The sequence below is a fragment of the Enterobacter cloacae complex sp. IR5458 genome (genome assembly GCF_049238025.1).
GTDB lineage: Bacteria > Pseudomonadota > Gammaproteobacteria > Enterobacterales > Enterobacteriaceae > Enterobacter > Enterobacter kobei.
Map to the genome: position 1 here is coordinate 17,084 of NZ_JBMKIF010000002.1, position 18,732 is coordinate 35,815.

Below are 18,732 nucleotides of genomic sequence, written 5' to 3' on the forward strand. Positions count from 1 at the left end.
TACCCTTAGGCAAAGATGATGTCACAAGGATCGATGCGATGAGATTTCTGCTTCTGGCGCTGACGCTTCCCCTGGCCGCCTGTACCGCAAAAACAACCCCACCCGATGCGCCCAAACCGCCGCAGGCCGTAGGTATGGCGAACCCGGCTTCCGTTTACTGTCTGGAAAAGGGCGGGGAACAGATCCCGATTCAAAGCCCGCAGGGTGTTCGTACCGAGTGCAAGCTGCCGGGTGGTGAAGTGATCGACGAATGGACGCTCTATCGTCGCGATCATCCGCAACCCACCAGGTGACAGAAGGGCAGGTGCTGCGATACACTTCTCTTTAGGATTATTCTTAGCCAGTATCTGGCTACTGTTACCGCGAGAGAAGTATGTTTCAGCTTAAACCGGGCAGCATGGCGATGATCATCGGTGCCCGCACGGCTTCTGGCCGTCGCAATATTGGTAAATCTGTTGAGTTGTTTGGTCTTTGCCAGCCTGGCCTGCGTTTTGTAAACCCGGTTAACGGCGTGATGACGCAATTACCCGCAAGTGCGGACCGCGCGCTTTGGCTGGTCACCGGAGACGTCTACGCCTTTGACAATCAGCACGGCTTTGCGTTTGTTCGCGCCGAACATCTGATGCCGCTCACCCCTGATCAAGCCCCGCAAATGCGGGATGAGCTGACAATCAGCTGATCACAAATGGCGTAGCCAGTCGGCTAAAACCAGGGCGTGATTCTGTTCCGTGTTTTTCGCGCCATAGAGGAGGGTGAGAGTCTGCTTGTGTGCCAGCGCCGCAAGACGCCTTCCCTCGTCCTTATGCTGCGCCAGTTCTTCCTGATAGGCTTTACTGAAAGTCGCAAAATCAATAGCTTCGCTATGATACTCCTGACGTAATGCGTTCGATGGCGTGAGTGTTTTACACCATTCGTCATGGGCGAGGTCCGTTTTTTTAACCCCGCGCGGCCAGAGTCTGTCCACCAGCACCCGATAGCCATCGTCCGGGCTTGCCTGCTCATAGACGCGTTTGCACTGAATCATAATTCCACCCTCCCAATTTAAGGTATTGTGATAATTGCAGAAGATCGGTAGTCTGAGGTTCCTTATGTTATCTGATAATACTCTGGCATAAGGAACCTTTCATGGAACACCTCCCGGTTAAAACGACGCTCCGCATTGCGCTGGTTGGCGATTACAATCCTGATGTTATTGCACACAAGGCGATCCCGTTGGCCATTGACGATGCTGCGGCCGTTCTTGACCTCACCGCCGATTACGACTGGCTTGCTACCCCGGAATTAACCAGTTCTGAGGATCTGGTGGGCTACGATGCCATCTGGCTGGTTCCTGCGAGCCCCTATAAAAACACAGAGGCCGCCTTTATTGCCGCACGCTACGCCCGTGAAAACAGTATTCCATTCCTGGGGACCTGCGGTGGGTTCCAGCATGCGCTGATTGAGTATGCCCGTAACGTGCTGGGCTGGCACGATGCGGCACATGCTGAGACGGATACCGAAGGCACTATGGTGATCGCGCCGCTGACCTGCTCGCTGGTGGAAATATCCGATGCCATTGAACTGCGCAGCAATACGCTGATCGCCAAAGCCTACGGCAAACCCGAAATTGAAGAGGGATATCACTGCAACTATGGTGTGTCGCCGGAATTTGCTCAGGCGCTGGAGAGCGGTGATATGCGCGTGACGGGCTGGGACGAACAGGGGGAAATCCGTGCGGCGGAGCTGATAACCCACCCGTTCTTTGTGATCACTTTGTTCCAGCACGAGCGTGCTGCGCTGGAAGGACGTCCGGTGGTTCTCGTACAGGCATTGCTTCGCGCGGCGCGGGGCTAAAACAGGGCAGACCCGATGGTCTGCCTTCGTGTTTAGCGGGGCGCGATTTCCCGGTCGCGCCCGGCAAGTATCCCGCAGACGGCCATGACGATCGCGGCCAGCGCACAGGCGAGAAGGGGGATGCGCCAGTCTCCTACCGAATCGTGGATTTTACCCATCAGCGGCGGTCCGCAGGCAGCGAGCAGGTAGCCGATAGACTGTGCCATACCGGACAATGCCGCCGCCTGATGCGCAGAGCTCGCGCGCAGACCGATGAACGTCAGGCCGAGGATCATCGTTGCTCCGGAGCCAAAGCCAAACACCAGCGTCCACATCACCGCCATATCCGGCATAAACCACAATCCCGCAGCGCTTACTGCGCACATCAGCGCCACTGCACCGGCGATCGTCCGCTGATCTTTCAGCCGATGGAGGATCAGCGGAACGGCAAGTCCCGGCACGGCTGTCGCCAGCTGTAAAAGACCATGCACCGAACCTGCCTGTGCCTCGCTGTAGCCGTGGCTAAGTAGTATCGCCGGCAGCCAGCCGATGATGACGTAATAGATAAGGGAGTTAATCCCCAGAAAGAGCGTCACCTGCCAGGCGAGAGCAGAACGCCAGATTGCGCGGTTATGTAACGCGCCTGCGCCTGTTACCGTCGCAACATGTTTCTGACGCCACTGCGGCAGCCAGAGCAGCAAGGCGAGCAGCGGAAACACCATCAGCATCAGCAGCGCGCCCTGCCAGCCCGCATGACCCTGGGCCAGCGGCACGATTAGCGCCGAGCCTAACGCGGCGGCTGCCCCCATCGTCAGTGAATAGGCACCGGTGAGTTTCGCCACCTGGCCCGGAAAGTCACGTTTAATTAAACCTGGTAACAGCACGTTCCCAAGCGCGATCCCGCAGCCAATCACTGCCGTGCCGATGAAAAGCAGGGCAGCGGAAGGCAGGGAGCGAACGGCTATCCCGGCGCAAATCAGCAAGAGGGCGATAAACAGGCTACGCTCCATGCCAATACGTCGGGCCAGACCTGCGGCGAGCGGGGAGATCAGGGCAAAAGCCAACAGGGGCAGGGTGGTCAGCAGACCGGTTTGCGCCGTGCTTAAGCCATAATCAAGGCGAAGGGTATCCAGCAGCGGGGCTGCGCCGGTAAAGGTGACGCGAAGCGTGGTGGCGATCATCAGGATGCCTGCAATCAACAGCGCGCCGTGTTTTCCTGAGGTGCGAATAGCAGTAGTCATTATGTTCTCATACGTTCAAGCGAGCGCACACAATACCGATTTTCCCGGCGGTTGAAATCAGGCTAAAATGACAGTTTATCGCTAAAATCGGACAACATGATGATTGGACTGGGACTGGACGGCTACGATCCTGATAGCCAGCATGATGCAGCCGTCGCCTTTCGCATCCGTGTGGTGGCGGAGGAACAATATATACCCCTGCATCATCACCGCAAGGGACAGCTGATTCTGGCGCTTGGCGGCGCGATTACCTGTGAAGTGGAAAATGCCATGTTGATGGTACCGCCCCAGTACGCGGTCTGGATCCCCGGGCAGATGCCGCACAGTAACAGGGCCACGCCGGGGGCGCAGCTCTGCTTTTTGTTCATTGAGCCCGGCGCCGCCAGTCTGCCCGACCGCTGTTGTACGCTGAAAATGTCCCCTCTGGTGCGGGAGCTCATTTTATCTCTGGCAGAAAAATCGCAGGCACAGCTTCAGCTTGCGGCCACATCCCGACTGGTCGATGTCCTGTTTGATGAACTGCCGCTCCAGCGTCAGGAGCATTTACAGTTACCCGTCTCGCCCCATCCAAAAATCCGGCTGATGAGCGAGAAGATGGCTGAAGAGCCCGCGGCCTGGCAGACGCTGGCACAATGGGCAAGCCACTTCGCCATGAGCGAACGCAACCTGGCGCGACTGGTGGTAAAAGAGACCGGTTTAAGCTTTCGTCGCTGGCGTCACCAGCTGCAGCTTATTGTGGCGTTACAGCATTTGATCGGCGGGAAATCGGTACAGCAGGTGGCGCAGTCACTGGGTTATGACTCGACCACCGCGTTTATTACCATGTTTAAGAAGGGGCTGGGTCAAACGCCAGCGCGTTACATGGCCAGCCTGACTACGACTTCCCGATAAACAGGGAGACCAGCCCGGCTGCAATCAGCGGGCCCACCGGCACGCCGCGAAAGAGCGCTACGCCCAGCACAGTGCCCACCAGCAGACCCGCAACCAGCGAAGGCTGGCTGCTCATCAGCGTAACGCCGCGCCCCCCGAGCCATGAGACAAAAACACCTACCGCGATAGCCACCAGCGATTTCCAGTTGACAAACGAGTGCAGCAGCGTTGAGGCGGGAAGCGTACCGCTGGCGATGGGCGCCATCACCCCGATGGTTAAAATGATTATCCCGATGGTGAGGCCTTGCTTTTCTATCCACGGGAAAAAGGTATTTAACGGCGTGACGCGCACGATAATCAGCACCAGAATCGAGATGGCGACGGTGGTGTTATGACTGATAAAACCCAGCGCGGCGAGTGCCAGGAGAATGAGCAGAGTAGGGTCAAACATAGGGAATCCTTGCCAAAATAATCGTCCTGCTTACTGTACGCGGAAAAAGGGCGGAGAACAGTTTTAAAAAGATTTTACCGCTGTCATAACCTTGTCATTTACGCGGTTTAAAACGAAGGCAGATATCGCAAAGGGGTCGCTATCATGAACGATCACATGTTTGTTGAAACGCTGATTATCTCCTCATCGTTTTTCGCCATTGCCGCGATTCTCGTCGCCTCCGTACTGTTGCTGGAGAGAAAAGGCTGACAGTCAGCCTTCACGGTTAGACTTTATGGAAAGTCACCAGCTCAGGACGGGCGATGCGCAGGTAATCCTGGGTATCCATGATCACGGATTTTTCCAGCAGGCCGGCGTTAAACGCGATTTCGTCGAAACGCTCGAACAGCAGCGGGTCGGCGACCAGCGTCAGATCGGGGTGGAAACTAAAAGGCGGAATAGCGCCGAATACGCAGGCGGTAAGGGTACTTACCTCGGCCGGGCTGGCGAGGGAGGCTTTAAGCCCGCCGAAATGGCTGGCAAGCCGGCTCAGGTCGGCCTGCAGATCGGCGGCCAGGATCGCCAGAACATGCTTTTTAACACCGTTCCCCTTCACTTTGCAGACCAGGGCTTTTGCGCCCTGACGCAGATCGGTCCCGCGTATTTCACTTACCGCTTCACATTTCCCGACCGCCTCGTGCTCCATAACGCGAAAACGTGCGCCTTGCCCGGTGAGTAAGGTTATCAGTTGCTGGTGGGTTCCTGTCCCCATAACGTCGTCAGTCATCGCGATTTTCCCGGTGATAATCCAGTATGCAGATGGCTACATTAGCACGAGAAGAACGGCGTCGAAAGAAAACAGCCAGCGCGTTCGCTGGCTGTGAGATTATGCGTTGCTGTTAGCAGACTGCTTGTGGAAGAGCTCCCTGAACACCGGATAAATATCATCCTGGTCACGGATATGTTGCATGGCAAAATTATCAAACATCGATTGCAGATGTTCATACTCCCGCCACAGGGTCTGATGCGCGCGACGGGTAATTTCGATATAGCTGTAGTAACGCACCACCGGCAGAATTTTCTTCGCCAGGATGTCGTGACACAGCGGTGAGTCGTCTGCCCAGTTATCACCATCTGACGCCTGCGCGGCATAGATATTCCATTGCGCCGGGTCGTAACGCTCTTTCACGACTTCATCCATCAGCTTCAGCGCGCTGGAGACGATGGTGCCGCCGGTCTCCTGCGAGTAGAAGAACTCATGCTCGTCGACCTCTTTAGCCTGCGTATGGTGGCGAATATAGACCACTTCCACGTTCTTATAGGTTCTGCTCAGGAACAGGTAGAGCAGGATATAAAAACGCTTCGCCATATCCTTGGTGGCCTGGTCCATGGAGCCGGAGACGTCCATCAGACAGAACATCACTGCCTGGCTTGAGGGCTCTGGGCGTTTTTCATAGTTCTTGTAACGCAGGTCGAACGTGTCGATAAACGGAACGCGATCGATCTTCGCTCTTAGCTCGGCAATCTCTTTGCGCAGGCGCTCCTCTTCCAGCAGTTGCGCCGGCTCCGTGTTTTCCACGACCTTCAGGCTACTCTCAAGTTCGCGCAGTTCACGACGTTTGCCTGCCGTCATGGCCGTGCGCCGCGCCAGCGAATTCTGCAACGAACGCACGACGCTGATGTTGGCGGGGACGCCGTTGGCGGTATAGCCCGCGCGATGGGTTTTGTACTCGTTAAGCTGACGATGCTGATTCTTTTTCAGATTCGGCAGCGCCAGGTCCTCAAACAGCAGGTCGAGGTATTCATCTTTTGAAATCTGGAAAACGAACTCATCCTGACCTTCACCGTCCTGGCTGGCCTGTCCCTGACCGCTTCCTGAACCACCGCCGCCGCCCTGAGGACGCTCAATTCTGTCGTTCTGAACGAAGTGGTCATTACCTGGGTGTACGCGATGGCGCAGACCGCCTCGCCCCTGATGAAACATCGGTTCGCTGATGTCATCGGTGGGGATGGAAACAGACTCGCCGCTATCGACGTCGGTCACCGAGCGTTTGTTGATGGCCTCGGAGATCGACTGTTTAATTTGCGCTTTGTAACGGCGCAAGAAGCGCTGGCGGTTCACCGTGCTCTTGTTTTTGCCGTTAAGACGCCGGTCAATAAACCAGGTCATATACCCCCCGTACTGCATTTGCCAACTTGCGTTTTTGTTGGCCCGGCAGGCGCTAGCGCTGCCGGGCACTTGTTTTAGGACGATTTACGCACGCGCAGATACCATTCGCAGAGCAGGCGAACCTGTTTGCGGGTGTAGCCTTTTTCCATCATACGGTCGACAAAATCGTCGTGTTTCTTCTGCTCATCGGTTGAGGTTTTGGTGTTGAACGAGATAACCGGCAGCAGCTCTTCGGTATTGGAGAACATTTTCTTCTCAATAACGGTGCGCAGTTTCTCGTAGCTGGTCCAGTTCGGATTGCGTCCGTTGTTATGCGCTCTGGCGCGCAGGACGAAGTTCACAATCTCATTACGGAAGTCTTTCGGGTTGCTGATCCCGGCAGGCTTCTCAATTTTTTCCAGTTCCGCGTTCAGGGATTCACGGTCAAACAGCTGGCCGGTATCCGGGTCGCGGTACTCCTGATCCTGGATCCAGAAGTCAGCGTAGGTGACATAACGGTCGAAAATATTCTGTCCGTACTCTGAATAGGATTCCAGGTAGGCTGTCTGGATCTCTTTGCCAATGAACTCGGCGTATTTCGGAATCAGGTAGCCTTTCAGGAACTCAAGATAGCGTTCAGCCTGCTCCTGCGGGAACTGCTCGCGTTCAATCTGCTGCTCCAGCACGTAGAACAAGTGAACCGGGTTGGCCGCCACTTCCGCATGGTCGAAGTTAAAGACGCGGGAGAGGATCTTAAACGCGAAACGGGTGGACAGGCCGTTCATCCCTTCATCGACCCCGGCGTAATCACGATACTCCTGATAGGATTTCGCTTTCGGATCGGTGTCTTTCAGGCTTTCGCCATCATAGACGCGCATTTTTGAGTATATGCTGGAGTTTTCCGGCTCTTTCAAACGCGAAAGGATAGAGAAGCGCGACAACGTTTCCAGCGTGCCTGGCGCGCAGGGAGCGTGCACCAGCTCACTGTGGTTGAGCAGTTTCTCGTAAATCTTGATCTCTTCGGAGATCCGCAGGCAATAAGGCACCTTGACGATGTACACGCGGTCAAGGAAAGCCTCATTGTTTTTATTATTACGGAAGGTCACCCATTCGGATTCGTTCGAGTGGGCGAGGATTATCCCGTTAAACGGCAGGGCGGAGATACCTTCCGTCCCGTTATAGTTCCCTTCCTGGGTCGCCGTCAGCAGAGGATGCAGCACTTTGATTGGTGCTTTAAACATCTCCACGAATTCCATGATCCCCTGGTTGGCGCGGCACAGCGCACCTGAATAGCCATAGGCATCCGGGTCATTTTGTGCGAAGTTTTCCAGCTTACGGATATCAACTTTACCCACCAGCGCCGAGATATCCTGGTTGTTCTCATCACCCGGTTCCGTTTTGGCGATGGCGATCTGCTCAAGGATAGACGGCCACACTTTCACCACGCGGAATTTGGTGATATCGCCCCCAAACTCATGCAGGCGTTTTGCCGCCCACGGCGACATGATGGTGCCGAGGTAGCGGCGCGGAATGCCAAACTCTTTATCCAGAATTTGCGCATCTTCCTGTGGATTAAACAGGCACAGCGGATGGTCGTTCACCGGGCTGCGTTCGCCATTAGCGCTCAACACATAAATCGGCACGCGCTGCATCAGCGACTTCAGGCGTTCAGCCAGCGAGGATTTACCGCCACCGACCGGGCCGAGTAAATAGAGGATCTGTTTCTTCTCTTCCAGACCCTGAGCGGCATGCTTCAGATAGGAGACAATCTGTTCAATGGCATCTTCCATGCCGTAGAACTCTTCGAACGCCGGATATCGGGCGACCACCCGATTCGAAAACAGACGGGAAAGCCGTGGCTCCAGGGCAGTATCAACCATGTTTGGCTCACCAATAGCCATCAATAGCCGTTCTGCCGCATTGGCATAGGCACTGCGATCTTGCCGACAAATGGTAAGAAACTCCTGCAGTGTGAACTCTTCGTCCTTGGCAGCTTCATAGCGCTGGCGATAGTGATCGAATATATTCATGGCATGCCGTCCTTTCGTTTTTTAGCACAGGATAAGAGCCGTTCGTATGAGTAGTGGAGGCTCCCGGAAGAGAATCTCTCGCACCTCACTGCCAGAGCAGCAACCTGTGTGCCAGGTCAGAGGCTAAGAACCGCAGGGCGTTCAGGAAAACTCTTCTTAAAATTAAGCGTAGATGGCATTTGCCAAACTTGCATGCTGAGAAAATCTAATTTCAATGACATATCAATAACTCATCCAAAAATTTCCACCTGGGTTATAAGGCTTAAGCACGTTTTTCATTCAGTGGTCATATAAATGAAAGCGTGCTGTCATCTGAAAAGTGAAAAATAACGGGTTAATCAGACTGATTAGCAGGCAAAAAATTTTGGGTTGTACGGGAATGGCGGTTACACTTCTCCCGCTGATTATTTGACTACAGGAAAGAATGGATTGTGACCAAACTCAAACTTCTGGCATTGGGCATCCTTGCCGCGACCGCAGTTAGCACCGCTCAGGCGGAAAGTCAGTGGACGGTTGGCGCGGGTGTTGGCGTCATTAACAGCCCATACAAACAGTACGATCGTGACGTATATCCTGTTCCCGTTATCACCTATGAAGGCGAGAACGTCTGGTTCCGCGGTCTCGGCGGCGGCTACTATCTCTGGAATGACACGTCCGACAAGCTCTCGATCATGGCCTACTACGATCCAACGCACTTCAAGCCGGGAGACAGCGACAGCCACGCGCTTCGCCAGCTCGATAAGCGCAAAAGTAGCATGATGGCCGGGCTTTCATACGTGCATAACACCGAGTATGGCTTCCTGCGTACTGCTCTGGCAGGTGATACGCTGGACAACAGCAACGGCTTTATCTGGGACCTGGCGTGGCTGTACCGTTATACCAACGGCGGGCTCACCCTGACGCCGGGCATCGGTGTGCAGTACAACAGTGAAAACTACAACGACTACTATTACGGCGTCTCTAAAAACGAGTCTCGCCGCAGTGGTCTGAAAAGCTACAGCGCAGATGATGGCTGGGATCCCTACCTGGAGCTGACCGCGAGCTATAACTTCCTTGGCGACTGGAGCGTCTACGGTACTGGCCGTTATGAGCGTCTGAGCGATGAAGTGAAAGATAGCCCGATGGTCGATAAGTCCTGGGCGGGTATCTTCTCTGTGGGTGTGACCTACAAGTTCTGATTGTGCATTAATTCAGTGCAATCATTGCATCAAAACGGGGCGCTTGCGCCCCGTTTGCTTTTTTGTGGTGCAGGGCGATTATCGCTTAACAATACGGATCGTCTGCCCTAAACGAGACGGTTTTTCTTCGCTCGCTTTCTGCGGCGTGGTCACGCAGGCTGTTTCTACACAAACGAATGTTTTGTAACCGTCATCAGGAATATCGGCCATGCTGACAGACAATGCCGGACCTGGGTTCCAGCCCACCACATTGCTGTGATGATGATGAACGACCTCAATGCCGCGGTTCAGGGCACCATCGTGGATCACGCTGCAGGCTTCCGGGTGGAGATAGACGCGGTCGGTACGATCGGGGAAAGCCTGAACGCCGTCGCTCAGCTTGCCCTCTTTCGCATTATCAACTTTGTCGATAAAGGTATCGCCGAGGCCGCTCACCTTCACTGCGTTGATGTCACCCACGTTGAAGTAGGTGTGCAGGGCAGACGTGGTTTCGAACTCGCCATGCGCTTCCAGCTCAATTTCGCAGGTTTTACCCAGCTTGAAACGGGCGTACAGGGTGAAATCATGCGGCCACAGGGCGCGGGTTTCATCATTCGCCTGCAGCTCAAAGGTCAGCACGGCACCGTTGTCATCTTCGTTGTGCGCTTTCAGCGTCCACTGCTGGTTACGGGCAAAACCGTGAGACGGCAAACCCTGCTGTGTGGACGGGCCGAACCATGGCCAGCAGATGGGGACGCCGCCACGGATAGCAGCCCCTTTTTTGAACGAGGTGGCGTCGCTCAGCCACAGTCCTTCCTCTTCGCCCTCAGGCTTCCAGGAGAGCAGGTGTGCGCCATTCAGCGCCACGGAGGCTTTCACGCGCGGGTGGTCAACGACGATAACATCAGCGCCGTCAATCTGGCGGCGGGAGAGCACAGGGGTAAGTTGTTCGACTACCGGAAGTGCAAATATTTTATTAATCATTAAGCAATCCTCTGTCTAAAAAACAATAAAAAAGGCGACCGAAGTCGCCTTTTTGGATCAAACAATCATCTCAACTTATTTGGAGATGTGAGCGATCAGGTCCAGTACTTTGTTAGAGTAGCCAGTTTCGTTGTCGTACCAGGAAACCAGTTTCACGAAGTTGTCGTTCAGTGCGATACCAGCTTTAGCATCGAACACGGAAGTGCACACTTCGCCGTTGAAATCAGTAGATACAACGTCGTCTTCGGTGTAACCCAGAACGCCTTTCATTGCGCCTTCGGAAGCAGCTTTGATTGCTTTCTTAATTTCTTCATAAGAAGCAGCTTTTTCCAGACGAACGGTCAGGTCAACAACGGATACGTTAGGCGTTGGAACGCGGAACGCCATACCAGTCAGTTTGCCATTCAGTTCTGGCAGTACTTTACCTACAGCTTTAGCAGCACCGGTAGAGGATGGGATGATGTTCTGAGCCGCGCCACGGCCGCCGCGCCAGTCTTTGTGAGACGGGCCGTCAACGGTTTTCTGAGTAGCGGTGGTAGCGTGAACGGTAGTCATCAGACCTTCGATGATGCCGAAGTTGTCGTTGATAACTTTAGCCAGCGGTGCCAGGCAGTTGGTGGTGCAGGATGCGTTGGAAACGATGTCCTGGCCAGCGTAAGTTTCGAAGTTTGCACCACGAACGAACATTGGGGTGTTGTCTTTAGAAGGACCAGTCAGAACAACTTTCTTCGCGCCTGCAGTGATGTGTTTACGTGCAGTTTCGTCGGTCAGGAAGATACCGGTAGCTTCAGCTACAACATCAACACCGATTTCGTTCCATTTCAGGTTAGCTGGGTCTTTCTCAGCAGTAACGCGGATGGTTTTGCCGTTAACAACCAGGTGGCCGTCTTTCACTTCAACGGTGCCGTCGAAACGACCGTGAGTTGAGTCGTACTTCAGCATGTACGCCATGTATTCAGCGTCCAGGAGATCGTTGATACCAACGATTTCGATGTCAGAACGTTTCTGAGCAGCACGGAAAACAATACGGCCGATACGGCCAAAACCGTTGATACCTACTTTGATAGTCATATATTCCACCAGCTATTTGTTAGTGAATAAAAGGTTGCCTGTAAAATTACAAAAACCTTACGCAGCGTCAAGCGGAATCGTGTCAATCATTGCGACAAATCAATCCTGTGACTAACGTTTGTGCGACTGACTCGCCTCACTTTCCCTTTGAGCTTGCAACCACATGGGGGCTGCGCCCGGAATTTTAAAGTCCTCGCAGGATAAAAATGTGAACATGATCACAATTGCCTGACCGCCTTTTCGCGACACATAAGTTTAGAACAAAAGTGCACGCAAGGGTGTTAATGTTTTGTTAGAATCCGGGTTAAAAGATGTCTGTTTCTACAGCGAGATGTAAGCATATGTCGAACCAACGTAACCCTGACGATTTGAAAAAAAACCTCACAGAAATGCAGTTTTACGTGACGCAGAACCACGGCACGGAACCGCCATTCACCGGGCGTTTACTGCACAATAAGCGAGACGGCGTCTATCACTGTCTGGTCTGTGATGCCCCGCTGTTTAACTCACAAACGAAATTCGATTCCGGCTGCGGCTGGCCGAGCTTTTACGAGCCGGTGAGCGATGAGGCCATCCGCTATCTGACTGACACCTCGCACGGCATGGTGCGCACGGAAATCCGTTGCGGGACCTGCGACGCACACCTGGGGCACGTCTTCCCGGATGGTCCACAGCCAACGGGGGAGCGTTTCTGCGTCAATTCGGCATCCATGAGCTTCACGGATGACGAAAACGGCGACCAGATCAAGGGTTGAAAAAACGATTCAGCAAATTATTCCTTTGAAAGGGAGAGATCGTGAATATTGATGACATGATTAACGGGATGACCCAGGACGTTTATCAGCGTCTGGTCACCGCCGTTGAACTGGGAAAATGGCCGGATGGCGTGGCGCTTACCCCTGAGCAAAAAGAGAACAGTTTGCAGCTGGTGATGCTGTGGCAGGCGCGCAACAATACTGACGCGCAGCACATGACGATCGATACCAACGGCCAGATGGTGATGAAAAGCAAGCGAGAGCTGAAAGAAGATTTTGGCATCACGCCGAAGCCAATTGCGACGCTGAAAATGCAATAACCGTGCGGGCTGATGCCTTCATCCAACCCTCTCCCACGGGGAGAGGGTTTGAATGCGTCGCTACTTTTGCGGGATCCCTAATGACTCTGCCAGCTGCTTCGCTAACTGGTTGTTATCGTCCGCGCCATACTCCCAGAACATCGCCCCGGCGAGACCTTTCTGTCTAATGTAGTCCGCTTTGATCGCCACGGAACGCGGGTTCTCATACGAAATCGCAAAGAGCGCCTTGCCGTCGGCTGCTTCCACGGAGAGCCACGGCACTTTCGCCTGGTCGTCCCAGTGCTCGGTAAAACGCTTCTGCGGATCGTTCAGCAGCTTTTTCACGATATCGTTGTACTTCACGTAGGTATCTTTGGACAGGTCATAGCCGAGCGACCTGAACAAGCCGAGCTCCTGCGGTCCAAAGTAGGGCTGGGTGACCGGATTTTTTTGTGCGTCCGGCTTGCTCCAGTCGATACCCGGCTCAACGGCGCGTTTCGGTACGCGACCGTAAAACCCGATCCCGAGGTTCATCTGCTGTGGTTTCAGTCCCGCGGCCAGATAGTTATTTACCACAAAGTCCACGCTGTATTTATCGGCAGCAGCCACCGTCGGCCAGGCGCTGGAATCATAGAGGTTGGCGTTAAAATACTGGGTACCATACGCCATGTCGTAGGTCATCAGGTTGATGTAGTCGAGCAGGGGAGCGATGGCTTTGACATCCACCCAGCTTTTCGGACTTTCCGCATTGGCACCTACCGCAATGGTCACCAGCTTTTTCTGCCCGAATGCGTCGCGCATCTCTTTCAGCAGCGCGGTGAAGTTGTCCCTGTCGGCTGGCGTGCTGGCAACCAGTCCCCACGCGCCGTTGACCGGGTACTCCCAGTCGAGATCAATCCCGTCCAGACTGTATTTGTCGACAACCTCCTGGGCGGATCGGATAAACACCGCACGACTCTCTTTGGTGGCCGCTGCGCCAGAGAAACCACGCGCACCCCAGCCGCCAACAGAGAGCAGCACTTTAAGGTGCGGGTTTTGTTTACGCAGAGTGGGGATTAAGGCCAGATCGGATGCCACTTTGGGCGAAAGCCAGATCTGATGCAGTTTCGTCGGATCTTTCAGCGCGGCGTTGGTTTCGTCTTTCTCGTCGTTGTAGACCATACCAAACGAATAGTTCAGGTGGGTGATCTGGCGGACATCCAGTTTATTAATGTCGCCACCCGGTCCAGCGGTGACATCGCCACCCCCGTTGAAATAGCCGACGGACATCAGGGGCGCAGCGGAAGCCAGTGACGCGCAAAGCAAGGGTAATGCTGCCAGCAAGGGCAAACGTTTCATATAATTTCCTCTTTGACTTAATAAAAATAACCACGCCACAGAAAAGGCGTGGCGAAAAAACAACCTGACGAGAATAGCATTGCCGCTTCGCTGAGGATGCGAGGGAGTTCACTTTATGGGGATTGGAGAAGAAATGCCGGGTGGCGCTGCGCTCCAGAGAAAGTAGGCCGGGTAAGGCGAAGCCGCCACCCGGCTTAAAAAACTACGCCTGCGTTTCCAGCCAGTCTGCCAGGGTATACAGCGTCGCGCCTTCGGCAGCCATCTCCATAAACGCCTGAGCGCTGTCCTGCGCCTGGATGTTCACCCCGCGACAGCCGTCGGTTATCACGCTGACGGTGTAGCCTGACTGGAGCGCGTCCAGTACGGTAAACTTTACGCAATAATCTGTCGCCAGCCCCAGCACAATCAGCTCCGTGATTTCATGGTGGCGTAACCACGCGTCCAGCGCGGTCTTCTGACGATGACCGTTATCAAAAAACGCGCTGTAGCTGTCTATTGTCGGGTTTTCACCCTTATGGAACACCGCGTCGATGGCTTTCTGATTCAGGAGCGGATGCAGCGCCGCGCCTTCCGTTTGCTGCACGCAATGATCCGGCCAGAAGGTTTGCGCCAGCCCGTCGAGTTCACCCTGAGTGAACGGTTCGACATTGTGCTGGCTGGCAAAACTGCCGTGGTTAGCCGGGTGCCAGTCCTGGCTGGCGACCACCGCTTCACCGCGGGCTTTACACCAGTCAATCAGCCTATTCGCCACGTCAACGCTGCTGTCACCTTCGGCGACGGCCAGCGCGCCGCCTGCGCAGAAATCATTTTGCAAATCGACCAGTAGCAGGGCGCGTTGCGTCATGAGGCCTCCTTATTCGTCCGGGGTCAGTTCACCGCGCAGATTTTGCATCATGGCGTTGCGAATGGACTGAATGTCCAGATCCTGACTCAGTAAATAGTGAAGTTTAGTCAGCGTCGCCTCAACGGTCATATCGAAACCGCTGATAACACCCGCATGTGCCAGCGCGTTGCCGGTGGCATAGCCACCCATATTCACTTTGCCGGACATACACTGGGTCAGGTTCACCACCACAATTCCGCGTTCGCTGGCTTCCTGAAGCTCTTTTAGAAACTCACCGTTCTGCGGGGCGTTGCCCACGCCGTAGGAGCGCAGGATCAGCGCTTTCACTGGCTGGCGCAGGAAGTTGCGGACCACGTCGGCGGAAATACCCGGGTAAATGGTAACCACGCCGATGGGCTGCGGGGTAATCGGATGCACAATCAGCTCGCCAGCGGTATTCGGTGCAGGCGGCGTGCCCAGACGACGGATATGAATCCCGGCTTCCAGCAGCGGCTGCAGGTTCGGTGAGGCGAAGGCGTCAAAACCATCGGCATGGGCTTTCGTCGTGCGGTTGCCGCGATACAGACGGTTGTTGAAGAACAGCGAGACTTCGTTAATCGGGTAATTTGCCGCCACGTACAGGGAGTTCAGCAGGTTGATCTGCCCGTCGGAGCGTAACTCCGCCAGCGGAATTTGCGACCCGGTGACGATAACCGGCTTGCTCAGGTTCTCCAGCATGAAGGAGAGCGCCGAGGCCGTGAACGCCATGGTGTCGGTACCATGCAGGATCACGAAGCCGTCGTACTGGTCGTAATGCGCTTTAATGTCATCCGCGATGTGCTGCCAGTCTTCTGGCGTCATGTCGGAGGAGTCCATCAGCGGCTCGTATTCATGGATGGTAAAGTCAGGCATTTCCGGACGGTGGAACTCAGGCATCAACGCAAGCTGACGCTGAAGGTGGCCGGAGACAGGAATATAGCCATTTTCAGAGCGCTGCATACCGATGGTACCGCCAGTGTAGGCTACATAAATCGATTTCTTCTGCATGGTAGTGAGTTCTTGTTCTTCAAAAGAAAAAAATCCCCTCTTCGCGAGAAGAGGGGACGGTTTTTAACGGACGTTCGCGCAGGTCAGGCAAAACGCGTAACGACTTTGTGGATCGTTAAAGGCCGCGAGCTTATCGCTTTCCGTCTTCATCGCTTTCGCTGCCGTGGCAACCGGCGCAGGCAGGTAAGCCTGCAGCGCCTCCGGCAGCATGGCGCGAACGGAGACAGACATGCTGTCCATCACCATATCAAAGAATGACGGCTCATCCTGATAATACTCAATGTGCCATTGCTTGAGCTTCGCCAGGTCGGCCGCTTTCTTCACGGCGTCGTCAAAGTCACCCAGACTGTCCACCAGTCCGTTGTTCTTCGCGTCCTGACCTGTCCAGACGTGGCCCTGAGCAATCTGGTCAATCTGTTCAGGCGTCTTTTTACGCGAGTCAGCCACCAGCGTAATAAAGCGCTTATACCCGTTCTCAATGCTCAGCTGCATCATCTCCGACACTTCCGGCGGCAGGGATTTCGTTATCGACACATCTGCCAGCGGCGACGTAGAAACACCGTCGGTGTGCACGCCCAGATAATCCAGACTGTTTTCCACGGTGTTAATCACCCCGAAGATGCCGATAGAACCCGTCAGCGTACTTGGGTTAGCCACAATGTAGTTGGCTGGCGTGGAGATCCAGTACCCACCTGATGCCGCCATTCCGCCCATGGAGACGACGACCGGTTTGCCCGCAGCGCGGGCTGCGGCCAGCTCAGCGCGGATCACTTCGGAGGCGCTCACGCTGCCGCCTGGGCTGTTTACGCGCAGAACAATGGCTTTCACTTTCGGGTCAAGGCGCGCGTCACGGATTTGCGACGCGGTAGTGTCACCGCCGACGTTACCCGGGGTTTCCTGACCGTCCATGATGGCGCCGTTAGCAAACACCACGGCTACGCTGTCACCGCTCTCGTCCGGTTTTTTCGCAGCGTAGTCATACATACTGATGGCGCTGTAGTTTTTGTCCTCTTTGCTCCAGCCAAACTGTTTGGTCAGGGCTTTTTCGATATCCGCACTGGTACCCAGCGCATCAACGAGTTTATTGTCGAGTGCATATTTCGCGGTATCGCCGTCAACCTTACGCAGACCCTCCAGCACGCCACGTGCGCCCGGGAAGACCTGCTCAGCGGTAATTTGGCGGTTAGCGGCCACGGTGCCCAGATAGTTTTGCCACAGCTCGCCAATCCAGCGGCTGTCCGCTTCACGGGCAGCAGGGGACATATCGTCGCGAATAAACGGCTCCACGGCTGATTTATAGGTGCCGACGCGGAAGACGTGGGTCGTCACTTTCAGCTTGTCGAGCAGCGATTTGTAGTACAGGCCGTTGGTGGCAAAGCCGTGCAGGTCGACCGTCCCCTGCGGAGAGAGCCAGATCTTGTTGGCGAAGCTTGCCAGATAATATTGCCCCTGGCTGTAGCTGTCGCCCACGGCGATCACTGGCTTACCGCTGTCGCGGAATTCACGCAGCGCTTTACCGATGTACTGCATTGAAGGCTGGTCGCCTCCGGCAAAATCTTTCAGATCCAGTACGATCCCGGTGATATTTCGGTCGTCTTTGGCCTGACGGATAGTATCGACAATATCGAACAGGGAGTTTTCCTGCAGGCGGTCGGACGTCGCGCCAAACAGCTGACGTCCAATGACCCCCAGACGGTTGCTGGTGGACGGTTTATCCACGATGACGCCGGTGATATCGAGTAACAGCGCCCCGCGAGTTGAATGCTGCGCCTGATTCGCATTGCTGATATGCATCCAGATGCCTGCGCAAACCAGAACCAGCAGGATGAAGAAGATGTTCATCACCAGGTTGCGGACGAAGTTGAGCAGTCGCCACGTCCATTTAAAGAAACCGGCAAAGATTCGCCAAAGGGTTCGCATGTATTCTCCCTAACCAGAAAATGACTGTTTCCGTCGCCACTGGACGGTAATGTTGGGTTATCGTAATGACCCAACCGCCACTTGTCAGCAGGAATCGCCTGCCAGGCTGTAACAAAATCTGCGGCCGTGTTAATTTTGTGAGTAAATTTCAATAAAGGAGTTAACCAATGGACGCACTTGAACTGCTTGTTAACCGCCGCAGCGCGTCACGTCTGGCCGAACCTGCCCCGGCGGGCGAGCAGCTGGAAAACATTCTGCGTGCCGGGATGCGTGCCCCCGATCACGGCACGCTGCAGCCGTGGCACTTCTTTGTGATTGAAGGTGAAGGCCGCGATCGTTTCAGCCAGCTGCTGGAGCAGGGCGCGGTTGCCGTCGGGCAGGATGAGAAAGGTATCGATAAAGCGCGCAATGCGCCGTTCCGTGCGCCGATGATCATCGCCGTCGTGGCGAAATGTCAGGCTGGCCACAAAGTCCCGGTCTGGGAGCAGGAAATGTCTGCTGGCTGCGCGGTAATGGCGATGCAAATGGCCGCTGTCGCACAGGGGTTTAACGGTATCTGGCGTACCGGTCCGCTGACCGAGAGCCCGGTAGTCCGTGACGGTTTTGGCTGCGGTGAGCACGATAAAATTGTCGGTTTCCTCTACCTCGGTACGCCGCAGCTTAAAGCCTCCAGCACCATCAGCGTGCCGGACACTTCGCCTTTCGTCAGCCGTTTCTGATAACCCACGCTAAACTGTCTGGATTCTGAGCATCTGCCGCAGAATTCAGACAGTCATACTTACCTCTTTATGGAATGAGCGCTACCA

The 18,732-nt window shown here is 54.9% G+C and carries 21 protein-coding genes; 9 read left to right on the plus strand and 12 right to left on the minus strand.

Annotated elements, in window-relative coordinates:
- The first annotated feature begins 38 nt into the window (after nt 1-38).
- Entirely contained in the window at nt 39-293 is a 255-nt protein-coding gene (locus ACOTYN_RS01490) for a DUF333 domain-containing protein (RefSeq protein ID WP_023332730.1), read from the plus strand.
- 80 nt (nt 294-373) lie between these two features.
- Nucleotides 374-679: a periplasmic protein gene (locus ACOTYN_RS01495; protein ID WP_045269430.1), complete on the plus strand. Its 306-nt coding sequence runs from the start codon at nt 374-376 to the stop codon at nt 677-679.
- Here the strand turns inward: ACOTYN_RS01495 and ACOTYN_RS01500 are convergent, their stop codons facing one another.
- A complete protein-coding gene (locus ACOTYN_RS01500; protein ID WP_045135040.1) occupies nt 680-1,024 on the minus strand; it encodes a DUF488 domain-containing protein in 345 nt (114 codons plus the stop codon).
- Nucleotides 1,025-1,125: 101 nt separating this feature from the next.
- On the opposite strand from ACOTYN_RS01500, the gene ACOTYN_RS01505 reads away from it, so the two are divergent.
- Nucleotides 1,126-1,833 carry a CTP synthase C-terminal region-related (seleno)protein gene (locus tag ACOTYN_RS01505; RefSeq protein ID WP_049010365.1) on the plus strand — a complete coding sequence of 236 codons (708 nt, stop codon included), beginning with the start codon at nt 1,126-1,128 and terminating at the stop codon, nt 1,831-1,833.
- Between the two features lie 32 nt (nt 1,834-1,865).
- Here the strand turns inward: ACOTYN_RS01505 and ACOTYN_RS01510 are convergent, their stop codons facing one another.
- Nucleotides 1,866-3,053, minus strand: a complete 1,188-nt coding sequence (locus tag ACOTYN_RS01510) for a CynX/NimT family MFS transporter (RefSeq protein ID WP_045281780.1) — start codon at nt 3,051-3,053, stop codon at nt 1,866-1,868.
- 99 nt (nt 3,054-3,152) lie between these two features.
- Here ACOTYN_RS01510 and ACOTYN_RS01515 point away from each other — a divergent pair, with 99 nt between their 5' ends.
- Nucleotides 3,153-3,944 (plus strand): AraC family transcriptional regulator, encoded by a 792-nt coding sequence (locus ACOTYN_RS01515; protein WP_023332735.1) that lies wholly within the window; start codon nt 3,153-3,155, stop codon nt 3,942-3,944.
- On the opposite strand, the gene ACOTYN_RS01520 is transcribed toward ACOTYN_RS01515, so the two are convergent.
- Entirely contained in the window at nt 3,928-4,374 is a 447-nt protein-coding gene (locus tag ACOTYN_RS01520; protein ID WP_023332736.1) for a DUF441 domain-containing protein, read from the minus strand. The genes ACOTYN_RS01515 and ACOTYN_RS01520 overlap by 17 nt on opposite strands.
- A 144-nt stretch (nt 4,375-4,518) precedes the next feature.
- Between ACOTYN_RS01520 and yoaI the strand changes: the two genes are divergently transcribed.
- Entirely contained in the window at nt 4,519-4,623 is a 105-nt protein-coding gene (gene yoaI / locus ACOTYN_RS01525) for a small membrane protein YoaI (RefSeq protein WP_023332737.1), read from the plus strand.
- 16 nt (nt 4,624-4,639) lie between these two features.
- Here yoaI and ACOTYN_RS01530 read toward each other — a convergent pair whose 3' ends face one another.
- The 3 genes from ACOTYN_RS01530 to yeaG form a co-directional block, all read right to left on the minus strand.
- Nucleotides 4,640-5,140 carry a YbaK/prolyl-tRNA synthetase associated domain-containing protein gene (locus tag ACOTYN_RS01530; protein WP_023332738.1) on the minus strand — a complete coding sequence of 167 codons (501 nt, stop codon included), beginning with the start codon at nt 5,138-5,140 and terminating at the stop codon, nt 4,640-4,642.
- Between the two features lie 99 nt (nt 5,141-5,239).
- Nucleotides 5,240-6,523 carry a YeaH/YhbH family protein gene (locus ACOTYN_RS01535; protein WP_014883442.1) on the minus strand — a complete coding sequence of 428 codons (1,284 nt, stop codon included), beginning with the start codon at nt 6,521-6,523 and terminating at the stop codon, nt 5,240-5,242.
- 74 nt (nt 6,524-6,597) lie between these two features.
- Nucleotides 6,598-8,532, minus strand: coding sequence for a protein kinase YeaG (gene yeaG / locus ACOTYN_RS01540; protein WP_014883443.1), 1,935 nt, complete (start codon nt 8,530-8,532; stop codon nt 6,598-6,600).
- A 431-nt stretch (nt 8,533-8,963) separates the two neighbouring features.
- On the opposite strand from yeaG, the gene ACOTYN_RS01545 reads away from it, so the two are divergent.
- Nucleotides 8,964-9,710 carry a MipA/OmpV family protein gene (locus tag ACOTYN_RS01545; RefSeq protein WP_071922332.1) on the plus strand — a complete coding sequence of 249 codons (747 nt, stop codon included), beginning with the start codon at nt 8,964-8,966 and terminating at the stop codon, nt 9,708-9,710.
- A 78-nt stretch (nt 9,711-9,788) separates the two neighbouring features.
- On the opposite strand, the gene ACOTYN_RS01550 is transcribed toward ACOTYN_RS01545, so the two are convergent.
- The gene (locus ACOTYN_RS01550) at nt 9,789-10,673 is read right to left on the minus strand and encodes a D-hexose-6-phosphate mutarotase (protein ID WP_014883445.1); all 885 of its coding nucleotides are present in this window, start codon (nt 10,671-10,673) and stop codon (nt 9,789-9,791) included.
- 75 nt (nt 10,674-10,748) lie between these two features.
- Nucleotides 10,749-11,744 (minus strand): glyceraldehyde-3-phosphate dehydrogenase, encoded by a 996-nt coding sequence (gapA, locus tag ACOTYN_RS01555; protein ID WP_014831506.1) that lies wholly within the window; start codon nt 11,742-11,744, stop codon nt 10,749-10,751.
- A gap of 341 nt (nt 11,745-12,085) precedes the next feature.
- On the opposite strand from gapA, the gene msrB reads away from it, so the two are divergent.
- Nucleotides 12,086-12,499 (plus strand): peptide-methionine (R)-S-oxide reductase MsrB, encoded by a 414-nt coding sequence (gene msrB, locus ACOTYN_RS01560; protein WP_023332742.1) that lies wholly within the window; start codon nt 12,086-12,088, stop codon nt 12,497-12,499.
- 41 nt (nt 12,500-12,540) lie between these two features.
- A complete protein-coding gene (locus ACOTYN_RS01565) occupies nt 12,541-12,819 on the plus strand; it encodes a YeaC family protein (RefSeq protein WP_045135041.1) in 279 nt (92 codons plus the stop codon).
- Between the two features lie 60 nt (nt 12,820-12,879).
- Here ACOTYN_RS01565 and ACOTYN_RS01570 read toward each other — a convergent pair whose 3' ends face one another.
- From ACOTYN_RS01570 to sppA, 4 genes are all read right to left on the minus strand, one after another.
- Nucleotides 12,880-14,136, minus strand: coding sequence for a glycoside hydrolase family 18 protein (locus ACOTYN_RS01570; protein ID WP_071922331.1), 1,257 nt, complete (start codon nt 14,134-14,136; stop codon nt 12,880-12,882).
- Between the two features lie 202 nt (nt 14,137-14,338).
- The gene (gene pncA, locus ACOTYN_RS01575; RefSeq protein ID WP_071922330.1) at nt 14,339-14,980 is read right to left on the minus strand and encodes a bifunctional nicotinamidase/pyrazinamidase; all 642 of its coding nucleotides are present in this window, start codon (nt 14,978-14,980) and stop codon (nt 14,339-14,341) included.
- 9 nt (nt 14,981-14,989) lie between these two features.
- Complete coding sequence (gene ansA / locus ACOTYN_RS01580) at nt 14,990-16,006, minus strand: asparaginase (RefSeq protein WP_014883450.1); 1,017 nt, start codon at nt 16,004-16,006, stop codon at nt 14,990-14,992.
- Between the two features lie 63 nt (nt 16,007-16,069).
- Nucleotides 16,070-17,926: a signal peptide peptidase SppA gene (gene sppA / locus ACOTYN_RS01585; RefSeq protein ID WP_023332746.1), complete on the minus strand. Its 1,857-nt coding sequence runs from the start codon at nt 17,924-17,926 to the stop codon at nt 16,070-16,072.
- A 167-nt stretch (nt 17,927-18,093) separates the two neighbouring features.
- On the opposite strand from sppA, the gene ACOTYN_RS01590 reads away from it, so the two are divergent.
- Nucleotides 18,094-18,645, plus strand: coding sequence for an NAD(P)H nitroreductase (locus tag ACOTYN_RS01590; RefSeq protein ID WP_014883452.1), 552 nt, complete (start codon nt 18,094-18,096; stop codon nt 18,643-18,645).
- The last annotated feature ends 87 nt before the right edge of the window (nt 18,646-18,732 follow it).

What these genes read in the sequence shown, in the direction of transcription:
- ACOTYN_RS01490 (WP_023332730.1), top strand. Translation starts at nt 39, where the DNA reads ATGAGATTTCTGCTTCTGGCGCTGACGCTTCCCCTGGCCGCCTGTACC.
- ACOTYN_RS01495 (WP_045269430.1), top strand. Translation starts at nt 374, where the DNA reads ATGTTTCAGCTTAAACCGGGCAGCATGGCGATGATCATCGGTGCCCGC.
- ACOTYN_RS01500 (WP_045135040.1), bottom strand. Translation starts at nt 1,024, where the DNA reads ATGATTCAGTGCAAACGCGTCTATGAGCAGGCAAGCCCGGACGATGGC.
- ACOTYN_RS01505 (WP_049010365.1), top strand. Translation starts at nt 1,126, where the DNA reads ATGGAACACCTCCCGGTTAAAACGACGCTCCGCATTGCGCTGGTTGGC.
- ACOTYN_RS01510 (WP_045281780.1), bottom strand. Translation starts at nt 3,053, where the DNA reads ATGACTACTGCTATTCGCACCTCAGGAAAACACGGCGCGCTGTTGATT.
- ACOTYN_RS01515 (WP_023332735.1), top strand. Translation starts at nt 3,153, where the DNA reads ATGATTGGACTGGGACTGGACGGCTACGATCCTGATAGCCAGCATGAT.
- ACOTYN_RS01520 (WP_023332736.1), bottom strand. Translation starts at nt 4,374, where the DNA reads ATGTTTGACCCTACTCTGCTCATTCTCCTGGCACTCGCCGCGCTGGGT.
- yoaI (WP_023332737.1), top strand. Translation starts at nt 4,519, where the DNA reads ATGAACGATCACATGTTTGTTGAAACGCTGATTATCTCCTCATCGTTT.
- ACOTYN_RS01530 (WP_023332738.1), bottom strand. Translation starts at nt 5,140, where the DNA reads ATGACTGACGACGTTATGGGGACAGGAACCCACCAGCAACTGATAACC.
- ACOTYN_RS01535 (WP_014883442.1), bottom strand. Translation starts at nt 6,523, where the DNA reads ATGACCTGGTTTATTGACCGGCGTCTTAACGGCAAAAACAAGAGCACG.
- yeaG (WP_014883443.1), bottom strand. Translation starts at nt 8,532, where the DNA reads ATGAATATATTCGATCACTATCGCCAGCGCTATGAAGCTGCCAAGGAC.
- ACOTYN_RS01550 (WP_014883445.1), bottom strand. Translation starts at nt 10,673, where the DNA reads ATGATTAATAAAATATTTGCACTTCCGGTAGTCGAACAACTTACCCCT.
- gapA (WP_014831506.1), bottom strand. Translation starts at nt 11,744, where the DNA reads ATGACTATCAAAGTAGGTATCAACGGTTTTGGCCGTATCGGCCGTATT.
- msrB (WP_023332742.1), top strand. Translation starts at nt 12,086, where the DNA reads ATGTCGAACCAACGTAACCCTGACGATTTGAAAAAAAACCTCACAGAA.
- ACOTYN_RS01570 (WP_071922331.1), bottom strand. Translation starts at nt 14,136, where the DNA reads ATGAAACGTTTGCCCTTGCTGGCAGCATTACCCTTGCTTTGCGCGTCA.
- pncA (WP_071922330.1), bottom strand. Translation starts at nt 14,980, where the DNA reads ATGACGCAACGCGCCCTGCTACTGGTCGATTTGCAAAATGATTTCTGC.
- ansA (WP_014883450.1), bottom strand. Translation starts at nt 16,006, where the DNA reads ATGCAGAAGAAATCGATTTATGTAGCCTACACTGGCGGTACCATCGGT.
- sppA (WP_023332746.1), bottom strand. Translation starts at nt 17,926, where the DNA reads ATGCGAACCCTTTGGCGAATCTTTGCCGGTTTCTTTAAATGGACGTGG.
- ACOTYN_RS01590 (WP_014883452.1), top strand. Translation starts at nt 18,094, where the DNA reads ATGGACGCACTTGAACTGCTTGTTAACCGCCGCAGCGCGTCACGTCTG.